The organism is Pseudarthrobacter sp. fls2-241-R2A-127, assembly GCF_030209355.1.
GTDB lineage: Bacteria > Actinomycetota > Actinomycetes > Actinomycetales > Micrococcaceae > Arthrobacter.
Genome location: NZ_JARVSF010000012.1, coordinates 1 through 15,998 on the forward strand (window position 1 = coordinate 1; position 15,998 = coordinate 15,998).

General features: G+C 65.1%; 11 protein-coding genes. 10 read left to right on the top strand and 1 reads right to left on the bottom strand.

What is annotated here, in order from left to right; all coding sequences use genetic code 11:
* The first annotated feature begins 139 nt into the window (after positions 1–139).
* The 4 genes from QRN53_RS09240 (at position 140) to QRN53_RS09255 (ending at position 5,463) form a co-directional block, all read left to right on the top strand.
* Positions 140–949 carry an IclR family transcriptional regulator gene (locus QRN53_RS09240; protein ID WP_285243718.1) on the top strand — a complete coding sequence of 270 codons (810 nt, stop codon included), beginning with the start codon at positions 140–142 and terminating at the stop codon, positions 947–949.
* A gap of 383 nt (positions 950–1,332) precedes the next feature.
* Positions 1,333–2,367 carry a quaternary amine ABC transporter ATP-binding protein gene (locus tag QRN53_RS09245; protein ID WP_285243719.1) on the top strand — a complete coding sequence of 345 codons (1,035 nt, stop codon included), beginning with the start codon at positions 1,333–1,335 and terminating at the stop codon, positions 2,365–2,367.
* On the top strand, positions 2,367–4,391 hold the full coding sequence (locus tag QRN53_RS09250) for an ABC transporter permease (protein ID WP_285243720.1): 2,025 nt from the start codon (positions 2,367–2,369) through the stop codon (positions 4,389–4,391). The genes QRN53_RS09245 and QRN53_RS09250 overlap by 1 nt, the downstream gene beginning before the upstream one ends.
* Before the next feature lie 94 nt (positions 4,392–4,485).
* Positions 4,486–5,463, top strand: coding sequence for an ABC transporter substrate-binding protein (locus tag QRN53_RS09255; protein ID WP_285243721.1), 978 nt, complete (start codon positions 4,486–4,488; stop codon positions 5,461–5,463).
* Between the two features lie 134 nt (positions 5,464–5,597).
* Here QRN53_RS09255 and QRN53_RS09260 read toward each other — a convergent pair whose 3' ends face one another.
* A complete protein-coding gene (locus QRN53_RS09260; protein ID WP_285243722.1) occupies positions 5,598–6,278 on the bottom strand; it encodes a GntR family transcriptional regulator in 681 nt (226 codons plus the stop codon).
* A gap of 123 nt (positions 6,279–6,401) precedes the next feature.
* Between QRN53_RS09260 and purU the strand changes: the two genes are divergently transcribed.
* The 6 genes from purU (at position 6,402) to QRN53_RS09290 (ending at position 15,899) form a co-directional block, all read left to right on the top strand.
* Positions 6,402–7,307, top strand: coding sequence for a formyltetrahydrofolate deformylase (purU, locus tag QRN53_RS09265; RefSeq protein ID WP_285243723.1), 906 nt, complete (start codon positions 6,402–6,404; stop codon positions 7,305–7,307).
* A 49-nt stretch (positions 7,308–7,356) separates the two neighbouring features.
* A complete protein-coding gene (locus tag QRN53_RS09270) occupies positions 7,357–9,849 on the top strand; it encodes a GcvT family protein (protein WP_285243724.1) in 2,493 nt (830 codons plus the stop codon).
* Positions 9,850–9,853: 4 nt separating this feature from the next.
* Entirely contained in the window at positions 9,854–10,480 is a 627-nt protein-coding gene (locus QRN53_RS09275; protein ID WP_285243725.1) for a cyclodeaminase/cyclohydrolase family protein, read from the top strand.
* Entirely contained in the window at positions 10,477–11,382 is a 906-nt protein-coding gene (locus QRN53_RS09280; protein ID WP_285243726.1) for a bifunctional 5,10-methylenetetrahydrofolate dehydrogenase/5,10-methenyltetrahydrofolate cyclohydrolase, read from the top strand. Before QRN53_RS09275 ends, QRN53_RS09280 begins: the two co-directional genes overlap by 4 nt.
* Before the next feature lie 386 nt (positions 11,383–11,768).
* Complete coding sequence (locus tag QRN53_RS09285) at positions 11,769–13,181, top strand: MFS transporter (protein ID WP_285243727.1); 1,413 nt, start codon at positions 11,769–11,771, stop codon at positions 13,179–13,181.
* 210 nt (positions 13,182–13,391) lie between these two features.
* Positions 13,392–15,899 (top strand): GcvT family protein, encoded by a 2,508-nt coding sequence (locus QRN53_RS09290; protein WP_285243728.1) that lies wholly within the window; start codon positions 13,392–13,394, stop codon positions 15,897–15,899.
* Positions 15,900–15,998 lie beyond the last annotated feature (99 nt).

Below are 15,998 nucleotides of genomic sequence, written 5' to 3' on the forward strand. Positions count from 1 at the left end.
GGCATCGGAGGCACAACCCCCATCAGCCGCGTTCACAACCTCAGTGGGAATTACAGCTAGCGGCCGGTCAGCGCCTATGCGTCAAGCACGTTACCCGGATGTCACGGCCGTCACAGTTTCCGGCATAGGATCAGGAAGTATGGCTTCGAATAGAGACCCTGAACCCGATACCGACGCCGAAGGCGGCCAGTCCGGCGGGGTGCAGTCCGTCGAGCGCGCCCTCACCGTCCTGGAGATCCTGGCCCGGGACGGGCGCGCGGGCGTGAGCGAAATTGCCGAGGAAATGGGCATCCACAAGTCCACCGTCTCCCGGCTCATGGGGTCCCTCGTCACCCGGGAGATGGTCCACCAGAACAGCGAGCGCGGCAAGTATCAGCTCGGGTTCGGGATCCTGCGCCTGGCCAGCTCCATCCCGGGGCGGTTGAGCCTGGTCCACGAGGCACGCTCCGTCCTGGAAGCCCTGGCCGAGGACTTCAAGGAAACCGTCAACCTTGCGGTGCTGCGGTCCAATTACGCCGTCAACGTGGACCAGGCCATGGGGCCCTCCACGCTGGCCACGTATGACTGGGTGGGGAGCCTGACGCCGCTCCATGCCACGTCCAGCGGCAAGGTCCTCCTGGCCGCGCTGGATGCCGACGAACGCGGACGCATCCTGAAGGAGACCGGCCTGGACGCCCGGACTGCCCGCACGATTACCAGCCGCAAGGAACTGGATGCCCAACTCCTCGACGCGGCTGCCAAGGGGTATGCGGTGGTGCGCGAGGAATTCGAGATCGGCCTGAATGCTGTCGCCGTTCCGGTCTACAACCACCAGGGCACCGTGATTGGCGCCATCAGTATTTCGGGGCCGGCGTTCCGGTTCGACCCGGAGAAGATTCCAGGCCTGCTGGACGCGCTCAAGGAAGCCGGACTCAAGGTCAGCGCCAACATGGGTTACAACAGGCACTAAGAACATCGAATGGCCCCCCCGGGATATGCATCCCGGGGGGCCATTTGGCGTTTCTGGCGGGGACGGCGCAGGCTGCCCGCACGTAACATCGCGGCCTTCAATAAAGAATCCTTGACAAAGGGAGTGGCGTAAATCACTCTGTTGCGTAGGACGAAGTGAGTTGCCGCTTACACAACTCGCTTGGTCACCCGGAATGCAGAACGTCGATCGCAGCTCGGCTGCCCTAACCCGCTTTGACTCTGTGCGGCACGCACAATCCACAACGTTCCCCGACATTGGCTCCAGAGCCACAGCGGAAGTCCCCTGCGCTGGCCCCCGCCCAGCAAAGTCACCACTCCGCCGAAGCGCACGGTTCCAACCTCCACACAAGCAGGAGTCCAGCCATGAACAACCCCGCCATTTCAGTTCGCGACCTGTGGAAGGTCTTCGGACCGGGCGGAGATAAGATCCCGGGTAACCGGGAGCTTTCCGCCCTAAGCTCTGCAGAATTGCTTGAACGCACCAACTGTGTTGCCGCGGTCCGCAATTTGAGCTTCGACGTCGCAAAAGGCGAAGTCTTCGTGGTCATGGGCCTGTCCGGATCGGGAAAATCCACCCTGATCCGCTGCCTGACAAGGCTCATCGAACCCACCTCGGGACAGGTCCTGGTGGACGGCAATGATGTCCTGCAGGCGGGCGTCGCCGAACTTCGCGAGCTCCGCCGGCGCAAGGTATCCATGGTTTTCCAGCACTTCGGCCTGCTCCCGCACCGCACGGTGCTGGACAACGTCTCCTACGGTCTGCAAATCCGGGGAACGGGCAAGAACGAACGCCACACCAAAGCCCGGGAGATCATCGAACTTGTTGGGCTCAAGGGGTACGAACAGCACTATCCGGACCAGCTTTCAGGCGGCATGCAGCAGCGCGTGGGCCTGGGCCGCGCGCTGGCCGGTGACCCGGACACCATCCTCTTCGATGAGCCCTTCTCAGCACTGGACCCACTGATCCGCCGCGACATGCAGGCAGAAGTCATCCGGCTGCACAAGGACATGGGCAAGACCATGGTGTTCGTGACCCACGACCTCTCGGAGGCACTCAAACTCGGAGACCGCATCCTGATCATGCGCAACGGCGAGCCGGTCCAGTGCGGCACGGGTGACGATCTCGTAGGGTCTCCGGCAGACAAATACATCGAGGACTTCGTCTCCGAAGTCCCCCGCGCCGACGTCCTGACCCTCAAATGGATTACCCGCCCCCTGGCAGACACGACACCGAGGGACGCGGCGGTCCTCAACTCCCGGATGATCATCCGGGAGGCCATCCCGGCGGTAATGCATTCCCCGTGCCCTGTCCTGGTCGAAGAAGGCGGCAGGATCACCGGCCAGATTGACCGGGACAGCATCCTTTCCGTGCTGCAGCCTGCAGAAGCGGCGGCCTGATGTCTGCCCTAGTCCAGGAACGGGCAACAGCCCAGCCAACCCAAGCCATCGCCTCCGAACCCCGCCGCAGGCCCAGCCGCCGCACGGTCCTGCTGGTCAGCGCCGCCGTCGTCTGGATCCTCGGTTTCCTGATCCTGAACGGCACATCAACCCTGGCCCTGCCGGCCTCAGAGCTGACGGACCTGCACCGCTCCCTGAACCAGTTCAACGCCTGGGTCGCGGCAAACCGCGCGGACAACCCTGTATTCCTGTACATCTTCACGCCCCTGCGGTCGGCTGTGGACGCAGTCGCAAACCTTTTCACCACCACGTTCGCCGCGACCACCACCGGGCTCCGCCTGCCGGAAATCGGCTGGCTGGGAACGGTTGCCCTGTTGACCTGGATCGCCTTTGCGGTCGGCAACATCCGGGTGGCACTGTTGACGGCCGCCGTCTTTGTCTTCTTCGGAATCCAGGGCCTGTTCGTCGAGGCCACCTACACGTTCGCGCTGGTCCTCACCTCCGTCCTGCTGACATTGCTGGTGGGAATCCCGCTGGGCGTGCTGGCGGGGATCTACGGCAGGGTGGCCAGGATCATCACCCCCGTACTGGACTTCATGCAGACGCTGCCCACGTTTGTGTACCTTGCCCCGCTTGCCCTGGTCTTCCTCATCGGACCGGCGTCAGCTGTAATCGCCACGGTTATTTACGCAGCGCCGCCCGTGATCCGCCTGACCGCCCACGGTATCCGCCGCATTCCCGAGAACACCCGCGAAGCATCCGACTCGCTCGGCACCACGGGGCTGCAAAGGCTCATCACCCTGCAGTTGCCCATGGCGCGGCGGACCATCGTGATGGGAATCAACCAAGGGACCATGGCCGCCCTGTCCATGGTGACCATCGCGGCCCTGATTGCAGCCCCGGGACTTGGCCAGACGGTGGTCAGGGCACTGCAGTCCCTGGACGTGGGCACGGCGGTCAACGCCGGACTCTCGATCGTCCTGCTGGCCATCGTGCTGGACAGGGTGACCACGGCAGCAAGCCGCCGCGCGGAGCCCGGCTCCGCCCGCAAGCGCAGTGCGAGCCGCAAAACCCGCTCCATTTTCCTGGCGGTTTCCCTGGCAGTGGTCCTGGTGATGGTGCAGTTGTCCAGGACCATGCTCTGGGCAGCAGCCTTCCCGCAGGACCTCAACGTCGGACCGGCGATTGTCCAGGCAGTGAACGCCGCCAGCCATTGGCTGCAATCCAACCTGTCCCTCTTCACTGTGTCCCTCCGGGAAGGCGTCACCAACGGGATCCTGAACCCGTTCCAGTCGCTGCTGACCGATACGCCTTTCTACATCCTCGTCATCGTGATCGCCCTGGTGGCATACGCTCTCGGAGGCTGGAAGCTCGCAGTTCTAACCACCGCTTGCCTTGGGGTCATCATTTACCTTGGCCTCTGGAGCGACTCCATGGTCACCCTGGCCGGAACCCTCGTCGCCACGGCCGTGGTGATGGTCCTGGGCATCGTTTTCGGAGTGGCCATGGGCCGGTCCAGCCGTATCGACCAGCTCATGCGGCCCCTGCTGGATGCGGGTCAGACGATGCCCTCGTTCGTCTACCTCGTGCCCTTCCTCGGCCTCTTCGGCGCTACCCGCTTCACAGCGATCGTCGCCGGCATCATTTACGCCGCCCCGGTGGCCATCAAGATCACCGCTGACGGGATCGCCGGCATCTCCCCCACCGTGGTCGAATCCGCCGTCGCCAGCGGTTCAACCCCCTGGCAGGTGATCACGAAGGTGCAGCTTCCCATGGCCAGGCAATCCCTCGCGCTCGCCGCCAACCAAGGGCTGATCTACGTCCTGGCAATGGTGGTGGTCGGCGCCCTTGTCGGCGCAGGCGGCCTCGGATACGACGTTGTGGCAGGGTTCGTCCAGAGTTCCATCTTCGGTAAGGGCCTCGCCGCCGGCCTTGCCATCGTGTTCCTCGGAATCATGCTGGACCGGATGACCCAGGCTGCCGCAGCCGCCCCGGCCCGCAGGATCCCCTCGCCCGTCAAGTGACCCGCCCGCTCTGGCACACGCCAGGAAATTCCACCCCCACAGCTTGCCGTCCACGCGGCATGAAGACCCGTACGCCCCATCAAGGAGACCCAACATGAGAAAAGCTGAAAGGCTGATAAAACGCACCATGCCGGCAGTGGCTGGAGCTGCTGCCGCCGCCCTGCTCCTCGCAGGCTGCGGCGGTGCATCGGTAAACCAGACTGCCGCCGCGGGCGGTGCCACAGGAGCCCCCTGCGGCACCGTGAATGTAGCCATGAACGCCTGGGTGGGCTACACCGCGGACGCCGCCGTTTACAGCTACGTGGCGAAGAACAAGCTCGGCTGCACCGTGGTGCAGAAGGACCTCAATGAGCAGGTCTCCTGGCAGGGGTTCGCATCCGGCGAAGTGGACCTCATCATGGAAAACTGGGGCCACGCCGACCTGGCCAAGCAGTACATCACGGACCAGAAGGTGGCCGTTGACGCCGGGCCTACCGGCAACGAAGGGCACATCGGCTGGTACGTGCCGCCATGGATGGCAGAAAAGTACCCGGACATCACCGACGGCCAGAACCTCAACAAATACGCGTCGATGTTCACCACGTCGGAGTCCGGCGGAAAGGGCCAGGTCCTTGACGGCGACCCCGCCTTCGTCACCAATGACGAGGCGCTGGTGAAGAACCTGAACCTGGACTACAAGGTGGTCTTCGCCGGCTCGGAAGCGGCGCTGATCCAGTCGTTCCGGACGGCGCAGCAGAACAAGACGCCCCTCCTTGGCTACTTCTACGAGCCGCAATGGTTCCTCTCCGAGGTTCCGTTGAAGAAGGTCAACCTCCCGAAATGGACCGAGGGCTGCGACGCCAACCCGGAAAAGGTCGCCTGCGACTACCCGACGTACAAGCTGAACAAAATCATCTCCAAGAAGCTTGACGACAGCGGTTCGCCCGCAGCAAAGCTGGCCAAGGGGTTCACGTGGACCAACGAGGACCAGAACTCGGTAGCCACCGATATCCAAGGCGGAATGACCCCCGAAGCGGCGGCCAAGAAGTGGGTGGATGCCCACCAAAGCGTGGTGGACGGTTGGCTTAGCTGACAGCCAATTCCTGTTTCCATACCAAGGGAAGCAGTCCGGAGGTTTCAGGCCCCGGGACTGCTTCCCTTGGTTTTTGGCCGAACGCTTGGTGACCGGAGCGCACCCGATGCCAACAGGCGGGCAATGCGGCGGGCCTAGGCGTTGAAGAGCGCCTCGCGGACCGCATGCTCGAATCCGCTCACGTGGACCTTGGCGAGCTCGGAAGCCCGCTCCTCATCCCCGTCGATGACGGCGCGGAGCAGATCGAGGTGTTCGTGCACATGATGGGACAGGTCCGGCAGGCGGTCGATCACCATGCACCAGATCCGCGTTGCCAGGTTGTCGTACCGGATCAGGATGTCTTCCAGGTGCGGATTGGCAGCGGCGGCGTAGATTCCCTGGTGTACCCGGGCATCCAGCCGCAGCGTCTCCGTCACGGTTGCCGCGGCGACATCGAACGCTTCAACCTGCTCGAGCGTGGCACGCAGCCCGGCCCGAACCGCGGGGGAAGCCACCCGCGCGGCCCGTGCGGCCGCGAGGGGCTCAAGCTGGGCCCGGATCTCCGAAATGAAGGAAAGGTCCGTCACGTCCACCCTGGTGGCGAAGGTGCCCCGCCGCGGGTAGGTCTTCACCAGCCGGTCCAGCTCCAGCCGCTTCAGGGCTTCGCGCACCGGAGTCCGCCCCATGCCCAGGTTTTTGGCCAGGAGTTCGTCGTTGAGCAGCTCGCCGGGTTTGATTTCCAAGGTCAGCAACCAGTCACGGATGCCCTCGTAGGCGATATCCGCCAGCGACTTCCTCCCGGCGTCGTCCGCCACCGCCAAAGCTTCGAATGCCATGCTGATCGCCTTCCCGGGAAACCGTAAAAAACCTATTGACCTCACCCACGGCCCAGTATACGCTGGCATTCAATCTAATATATCAGTCCGCAGCTTTTGAATATATCTAGAAGGAGGAGGGACATGACCCTCATCGAAACAGCTTCAGCAACCGCCACCCTGCCGGCGCTCAAGGAAGAGCAGGCGCAGAAGTTCGTGCTGACCCTGTCCTGCCGTGAGCAGGCCGGAATTGTGCAGGCCGTGACCACGTTCCTCTTCGAGCGGGGCTTCAACATCGACGAACACCAGCAGTTCGATGACAGCCTGCGCGAGACGCTCCACCTGCGCACAGCGTTCTCCGGCTCCCCCAGCTACACGCCGGCGATGCTCGAAGAAGAGTTCGCAGGCATCGCCAGCCGCTTCGACATGAAGTTCAGCTTCCACGACCAGACCGCCAAGCGCGTCCTGGTCATGGTGTCCAAGTTCGGCCACTGCCTGAACGACCTCATCTTCCGCTGGCGCGGCGGAAGCCTGGGCGGAGAGCTGGTAGCGGTGGTTTCCAACCACGAGACCCACCGCGCCATGGCGGAAGCCGCGGGGCTGCCCTTCATCTACGTCCCCGTCACCCCTGAGACGAAGGCCGACGCCGAGAGCCGGCTCCTGGAGCTGGTGGATGAGTACAAGGCAGACCTCGTGGTGCTGGCCCGGTACATGCAGGTTCTCTCAAACGACCTGTGCCGGGCCCTGGAAGGCCGTGCCATCAACATCCACCATTCCTTCCTCCCCGGGTTCAAGGGCGCACGCCCCTACCACCAGGCTTACGACCGCGGGGTCAAGCTTGTGGGCGCCACTGCCCACTACGTCACCGCCGACCTGGACGAGGGGCCGATCATCGAGCAGGAAGTCATCCGCGTGGACCACACCTACGGCCCGTCCCAGCTGTCCACCGTGGGCCAGGACGCCGAAGCCCTCGCCCTTTCCCGCGCCGTCCGCTGGCACTGCCAGCACCGCGTGCTGCTGGACCAGACCAGCACCGTGGTGTTCCGGTAAGCCGCCACCGTCCGCAGACATAACCCGTAAAGCAGCAGGAGAGACTCCCTTGGAATCGTCACCACGCATCGTCATCATCGGAGCCGGCATCGTCGGCACCAACCTCGCGGATGAACTTGTCACCCGCGGCTGGAGCAACATCACCGTCCTGGACCAGGGACCCCTCAACATGCCGGGCGGCTCCACTTCACACGCCCCGGGACTGGTCTTCCAGACCAACCCCTCCAAGTCCATGGCCCTGTTTGCCAAGTACACCGTGGAGAAGCTGCTGTCCCTCACCGAAGACGGAACCAGCTGCTTCAACCAGGTGGGCGGCCTGGAGGTTGCCACCACCGAGACGCGCCTCGCGGACCTGAAGCGCAAGCTCGGCTACGCACAGGCGTGGGGCATCGAGGGCTCCATCCTTTCCCCGGCCGAGTGCAAGGAGCTCTACCCCCTCATCAACGACGAGGACATCCTGGGCGGACTCCACGTTCCCAGCGACGGCCTGGCTTTGGCCGCCCGCGCCGTCCAGCTGCTGATCAAGCGCACCGAGGCCGCCGGCGTAAAGTACATCGGCAACACCGAAGTGACCGGCATTGAACAGTCCGGCCGGCAGGTCACCGGGGTCCAGACGCCCGACGGCGTGATCCCGGCAGACATCGTGGTCTCCTGCGCCGGCTTCTGGGGTGCAAAGGTCGGCGAGATGATTGGCATGTCCGTACCGCTGCTGCCGCTGGCGCACCAGTACGTCAAGACCACCCCGGTCCCGGCGCAGCAGGGCAAGAACGAACTGCCCAACGGCGCCCGGCTGCCCATCCTCCGGCACCAGGACCAGGACCTCTACTACCGCGAACACGGCGACCGCTATGGCATTGGCTCCTATGCCCACAAGCCCATGCCCGTGGACCTTGACGAACTCGGCAGCTTCAAACCGGACGAGATCAGCGAGCACAACATGCCCTCCCGCCTGGACTTCACCCTGGAGGACTTCCTCCCGGCGTGGGAGGCCACCAAGCAGATCCTGCCCGCCCTGCGCGAAAGCGAGATCGAGGACGGCTTCAACGGAATCTTCTCCTTCACCCCGGACGGCGGCTCGCTGGTGGGCGAGTCCAAGGAACTGGACGGCTTCTTCGTGGCCGAAGCCGTGTGGGTCACCCACTCGGCGGGCATCGCCCGCGCCGTAGCCGAGCTCCTGGTGGACGGCAAGTCCTCCATCGACCTGGGTGACTGCGACATCCACCGCTTCGAGGATGTCCAGCTGACCCCCGAGTACGTCAGCGAAACCTCGCAGCAGAACTTCGTGGAGATCTATGACGTCCTGCACCCGTTGCAGCCCAAGCTCTCCCCGCGCAACCTGCGAGTGTCTCCCTTCCACGCCCGGCACAAGCAGCTGGGCGGCTACTTCCTCGAAGGCGCCGGCTGGGAACGCCCCTACTGGTTCGAGGCCAACGCCGAGCTGCTCAAGGAGATGCCCGCGGACTGGCAGCCGCCGGCCCGCGACTCCTGGTCCGGCATGTTCAGCTCCCCCATTGCCGCGGCCGAGGCATGGAAGACGCGCACCGCCGTCGCCATGTACGACATGACCCCGCTTAAGCGCCTCGAAATCTCCGGACCCGGCGCCTTGACGCTGCTGCAGGAACTGACCACCGCGGAAATGAACAAGAAGCCCGGAGCCGTCACCTACACGCTCCTGCTGGACGAGCAGGGCGGGGTCCGAAGCGACATCACCGTGGCCCGCCTGGACGAGCAGACCTTCCAGCTCGGCGCCAACGGCAACATCGACACTGCCTACTTCGATCGCGCAGCCCGGCACCAGACAGCAAGCGGCGGCGCCGAAGACTGGGTCCAGGTCCGCGACACCACCGGCGGCACCTGCTGCATCGGCCTCTGGGGCCCGCTGGCCCGTGAGGTGGTCGGCGCAGTCAGCAGCGACGATTTCTCCAACGACGGCCTGAAGTACTTCCGGTCCAAGCAGGTGGTCATCGGCGGCGTCCCCGTTACCGCCATGCGCCTGTCCTACGTCGGGGAGCTGGGCTGGGAGCTGTACACCAGCGCCGACAACGGACAACGCCTCTGGGACGCACTGTGGAAGGCCGGCCAGCCGTTCGGCATCATCGCCGCCGGCCGCGCAGCGTTCAGCTCGCTCCGCCTGGAAAAGGGCTACCGCTCCTGGGGCACCGACATGACCACCGAGCACGACCCGTTCGAAGCCGGCCTGGGCTTCGCGGTGAAGATGGCCAAGGACAACTTCGTCGGCAAGGCCGCGCTGGAGGGACGCACCGAGGAGAACTCCGCGCGGCGCCTGCGCTGCCTCACGGTCGACGACGGCCGCAGCCTGGTGCTGGGCAAGGAACCGGTGTTCTACAAGGACCAGGCAGTTGGCTACGTGACCAGCGCCGCCTACGGCTACACCGTCCGCAAGCCCATTGCCTACTCCTACCTGCCCGCCGAGGTCTCGATCGGCGACTCCGTGGAAATCGAGTACTTCGGCCGCCGGATCGTGGCCACGGTCACCCAGGACCCGCTGTACGACCCCACCATGACCCGGCTCCGCGGGTAAGGCCATGATCAGCTCAGAGACAATCACCGGCTACCTCACCCGGTTGGCCGCCCGGCAGCCGACGCCGGGCGGCGGTGCTGCCGCGGCGCTGCACGCGGCACAAGGTGCAGCGCTGGTGGCCATGGTGGCGCGGTACACCACCGGCGCCAAGTACGAACAGCACGCACCCCTGGTGCAGCGCATTACCGCGGCGGCCGGCGGCCTCGTCGGTGAGGCGCTGCGCCTGGCCGACGCGGACGAAGAGGCCTTCCAGGGTGTCATCGACTCCTACAAGCTCCCGTCCGACACGGATGAGTCCAAGGCCACCCGCGCGGCCGGGATCCAGTCCGCACTGATCCAGGCTGCACAAATACCCGCCAAGCTCATCAAGGTCTCGGGCGACGTCGTGGACCTCGCCACCGAGCTGTTCGACGTTGCCAACGCCAACGTCATCAGCGACGTGGCGGCGGCCGCCGATGCGGCCCGGGCAGCTGCCACCACGGCGCGCGTCAACATTGACATCAACGTGGTGGCGGTCAAGGATCCCGAGGCACGCGCGCTGCTTGCCCAACAGACGGACGGCATTGAAGAAAAAGTGGTCCTGGCGGCAGATGCCCTCTCGGCCCGGGTGCGGGAAAGGATCCTGGGGTGAGCGCCAGAGTACTTTCCGGAAAGCCGTTGGCCGGTCTATTGCAACAGGAGGTCCAGGAACTGGTCCGGTCCCTTGAACTGGACGGCGTCCGCCCTGTTGTTGCGGTGGTCATGGCCACCGCCGACGAGTCAACGCGCTGGTATGTCCGTTCGATTGGGAAGGCAGCGGAGCGTGCAGGTGTCGGCTGCCGGGTCATCGATCTGGGGCACGATGCAACGGAGCCGGCGCTGGCCGGCGTCCTGCGGGAGCTGAGCGCCGAACCGTCCGTGAACGGCATCATCCTGCAAACCCCGCTGCCGGCCGGCGTCCGGACTGACAACCTGGTGGGCCTCATCAGCCCGGAAAAGGACATTGACGGCGCCAATCCGCTAAGCCTGGGACGGCTGGCCGTCGGTCAGCCTGCCTTTGCACCCGCCACCGCGCGCTCCGTGGTCGACATCCTGGAGCACTACCGGATTCCCCTGGCCGGCAAGGGCGTCGTGGTGGTGGGCCGGTCCGCCGTCGTGGGCAAACCACTGTCCCTCCTGCTGCTGGCACGGGACGCCGCGGTGACGGTGTGCCATTCAAGATCGGGTCCGCTGGAGCGCTACACGAAGGACGCCGACGTCGTGGTGGTCGCCGCCGGGCGCGCCGGGCTGCTGGCCGGCAGCCATGTCTCCTCCCGAACAGTGGTGGTCGACGTCGGCACGAACGTCCTTCCGGACGGCTCGCTGGTGGGTGACGTGGACGCAGCAACTGTCACCGGGACGGCGGCAGCGCTCACCCCGGTTCCCGGCGGCGTCGGCTCAGTGACCACAGCTTTGCTGCTCCTTCACACCGTGGAGGCTGCGCGACTTCAAGCGTTGGCCCTGCCAATGCCCGCTGGGGCTGTGGACGGCCAGGTCCTGGAAACCGCGGGCTAGGAAAGGCGCAATGCCAGCTATGGGTGTCCCGTTTTCCGTGAAAGGTGCTTCGGTGGGCCTAAGACCTGGGGAGGTATTCCTCATCGAAGCACCGTTTTCGGAAAACGGGGCCCGCTCTTGACATTGAATGTGAGCTGGCGCACGATTTTGTTGCATACAGCGAAATTTGTTGATCATCACGGAACTATGTTTAGCCGTGTATGCGCTTCGCCCCCCGGCTCCACCCGCGGTGGCCTCGGGAAACAGACGAACGAATTCATGATGGCCGATCCGAAAAGGAGCCTCGGCTCCCCCATCGGCCGCACAACGTTGCCAGCACCCATGCGGCAGCGCTAAATCTGGCGCCGTCAGCGGTTTGCGCTGAAGCCAGGAGGGAACGAATCTCAATGACCAATCCGACCAGGACGACGGCCTCCGTCGACACCTCCACATCCAAAGAGACCAGCTCCAAGTTCAAACGCCGCTTCATGGTGCGGCTTGTCGCGGTCTTCATCGGCGGGATGTTCCTCGACGGCTACATCCTCGGAATCATCGGCCCCGTCACCGGACCCATGCGGTCAGATCTCCAGCTCGACGCACTGTCGCTGGGCATGATCGCCGCAGGCCCCCTGGCTGGTATTTTCATCGGCTCCCCGCTGGCTGGCTGGGCCACCGACAAGTTCGGACGCAAGCCCATGTTCCTCGTGGACATGGGCCTGTTCCTGATTGCCTCAGCGGCCCAGTTCTTCGTAACCTCCGGAGACGGCGCCGTGCTCCAACTGGCCATCATCCGATTCATGATGGGCGTCGCGATCGGCGGCGAGTACTCGATCGGCGGCCCACTGCTGTCCGAATTCTCCCCTCCGAAGCTCCGCGGGCGCCTGCTCGGGCTGACCCTGATCGCCTGGTACGTCGGTTTCATGATGGCATTCATCATTGGCACGCTCCTGCACGATGCCGGCACCCCCTGGCGCCTTGTCATCGGCACGAGCACCGTACTGGCATTCGTTCTGTTCATCGCCCGCATAGGCCTCCCTGAATCGCCGAGCTGGCTCATCACGAAGGGACGGCGCGAAGAAGCACTCGCGATCGCCCACAAATACGTCGAATCGCCACAGATGCACAACAGCATCACGGAGGAGATCGACCTGAGGATGATCCAGGAGGCCCAAGCCGCGCAGGGCAGGACCAAAATCAAGAACGCCTCCTTCGGAATGTTGTTCTCGAAGGAGCACTGGCGCACCACCCTCTTCACCGCGGGTTTCTGGTTCTGCGCAGTCACTCCGTACTTCGCGATCGCGACCTTCGCCGACGACGTGCTCAGCCAATTCGGCTTCGGCGGCGGCTGGGCCGGAGGCGTCGGCCTGTCCGCCCTTGCAGCCGCGGGCGTTGTCACCACCGTGCTGCTGATTGACAAGCTGGGCCGCCGAATCCTCACCGTGCCCGGGCAGTGGCTCTGTGCAGGCATCCTGCTGGTCATCGGCGTCTGGGCAGACGCGCCGGCGATCCTCGTGCTCGCCCTGTTCCTGGCGTTCTCCTTCTTCAATGCCGGCTACACCACATTGACCCAGGTCTATCCGGCCGAGGTATTCCCGGCTCCCCTGCGCGGGATCGGCATGGGCTTCGCCGCGGCCTTCAGCCGCATCGGAGCCGCCCTCGGCACCTTCGCCCTGCCGTGGGCAATCAGCAACATCGGCCTGGGCCCAAGCATGGTCGTGGCCGCCATCGTTGCGTTGCTTGGAGCAATCCTTTCGCAATGGCTCGCGCCTGAGACGAAGGGGCGGACCCTGGCCGAGATCTCGGCAAACGTCTCCCACTGACACCGGGACCGCAAAGTCACTCCAAGAGGCCTTCGCCGCGACAGCGGCGGAGGCCTCTTTTGCGCCTTCCGACACAGTGCCGCCAGCCCTCGCAACAATGCAGGAAACCCTTGACATTCCCTGTGAGCTGCGCCACCGTGTTGCATATAGTGATGCGCGTTGCTTATAGCGAAGCGCGTAGCCCAGCACCAACCAGGAGAACCACGAATTATGAGCGCATCACCCCGCGTCGTCATCATCGGAGCCGGCATCGTCGGCACCAACCTCGCCGACGAGCTGGCAAGCCGCGGCTGGAAGGACATCACCGTCGTCGAGCAGGGCCCGCTGGAACTGGCCGGCGGCTCCACGTCGCACGCTCCGGGCCTCGTGTTCCAGAACAACCAGTCCAGGACCATGACGGAATTCGCAACCTACACGGTCAACAAGCTGCTCGCTCTGAGCAACGACGGCCAATCGTGCTTCAACCAGGTGGGCGGCCTGGAACTGGCAACCACTCCGGAGCGCCTGGCGGACCTCAAGCGCAAGATGGGCGTGATGACCTCCTGGGGTGTCGAAAGCCGGATCATCGACGCCGACGAATGCGAAAAGATCTACCCGCTGTTGAACACCGGCAAGCTTTCCGGCGGCCGCGAGGTCCTGGGCGGCCTGCTCATCCCCACCGACGGACTCGCCCTTGCGGCCCGGGCCGTGCAGCTGCTGATCGAGCGCACGCGCGAACAGGGTGTCACCTACCGTGGGTCCACCACCGTCACCGGCATCGCCCGGGAGGGCGGCAAGGTCACCGGCGTCGAGACCTCCTCCGGCGTGATCCCTGCCGACATCGTGGTGTCCTGCGCAGGGTTCTGGGGCCGTGAACTCGGCAAGATGGTGGGCCTGGAGGTGCCTCTGCTGCCGCTGGCCCACCAGTACGCCATCACTACTCCCCTTGCCGAACTAGAGAACGCCAACGAGCTTCCCAACGGCGCCGGCAAGCCCATTCTTCGCTACCAGGACAAGGACCTGTACTACCGCGAATGGGGCGACCGGATCGGCATCGGCAGCTACGCCCACCGCCCCCTGCCGGTGGACATGTCCGCGCTGCCCAAGGTTTCCGCCGAGGACATGTCCGACCACCGCATGCCCTCCCGCCTGGACTTCACCCTCGAAGACTTCGTTCCCGCCTGGGAGGACAGCCAGGACCTGCTCCCGGCACTGCGGAGCACCGAAATCCAGGACGGATTCAACGGCATCTTCTCCTTCACCCCGGACGGCGGCCCGCTCATGGGCGAAGCGCCGGACCTTGAGGGCTTCTTCGTGGCCGAAGCCGTCTGGGTCACGCACTCGGCCGGCGTTGCCAAGGCCATGGCAGAACTGATCATCGACGGCCAGCCGCAGACCGACCTGCACGGCTGCGAGCTGACCCGCTTCGAGAAGGTGCAGACCTCCGACGCCTACGTCAGCGAGACTTCACAGCAGAACTTCGTGGAGATCTACGATGTCATGCACCCGCTGCAGCCCCGCGAATCGCCGCGGGACCTGCGGGTCAGCCCGTTCAACGTCCGCCAGAAGGAACTCGGGGCTTTCTTCCTGGAATCCGCGGCCTGGGAGCGCCCGCACTGGTTCGAAGCCAACCGCGGGCTCCTCGAAGAACTGCCCGCCGAATGGCAGGCCCCGGAGCGGGACTCCTGGTCCGCCATGTTCTCCTCCCCCATTTCCGCAGCCGAAGCGTGGAAGACCCGCACCGCCGTCGGACTTTACGACATGACGCCGCTGAAGCGGCTCTCCGTAGTGGGCCCGGGCGCGCAGGCGCTGTTGCACCGGCTCAGCACCGGCAACATCGCCAAGAAGCCGGGTGCCGTGACGTACTGCCTGCTGCTGGCGGACGACGGCGGCATCCGCTCTGACGTGACGATCGCACGGCTCGCGGAGGAAGAGTTCCAGCTGGGCGTCAACAGCAACGTCGACTTCGACTACCTCCGGGCCGAGGCCCGCAGGCAGTCCGCCGCAGACCCCAGCCAGTGGGCGCACGTCACCGACATCACGGGCAGCACCTGCTGCATCGGGCTCTGGGGCCCACTGGCCCGCGAAGTGATTGGCAAAGTCAGCACCGACGACCTCACCAACGACGGCCTGAAGTACTTCCGGACCAAGGAAATCTCGGTGGGCGGTATCCCCGTCACAGCCATGCGGCTGTCCTACGTGGGCGAACTCGGCTGGGAGCTGTACACCACTGCAGAGTACGGCCTGAAGCTCTGGGACCTCTTGTTTGAGGCGGGCCGGGAACACGGCATCGTCGCTGCCGGCCGCGGCGCGTTCAACAGCATGCGGCTTGAGAAGGGCTACCGGCTCTGGGGCACCGACATGACGTCCGAGCACCACCCCTACCAGGCAGGCCTGGGCTTCTCGGTGGCCAAGGACAAGACCGGGTTCGTCGGCGCCGAGGCGCTGGCGTCGCTCCGCGAGCAGCCGGCGGAGAAGATTCTGCGCTGCCTGACGGTCGACGACGGCACGTCCGTAGTGCTGGGCAAGGAACCGGTGTACGTGGCCGGGGAACCCGTTGGCTACGTCACCAGCGCCGCGTACGGCTACACCGTCCGCAAGCCCCTCGCCTACGCCTGGCTGCCCTCCACGGTGTCCGAAGGGGACGCCGTGGAGATCGAGTACTTCGGCCGGCGCGTGGCGGCCACCGTCAGCGCCGAGCCGCTGTTTGACCCGGGCATGGAGCGCCTCCGCGGCTGACCTGCCCCGGCCACGCGAGGTGGTTGGGCCTGCTGGAGACCGGCAGGCCCAACCACCTTTTTGTTGCCCGCGAACACCCCCATCCCGAACCGCCGGACA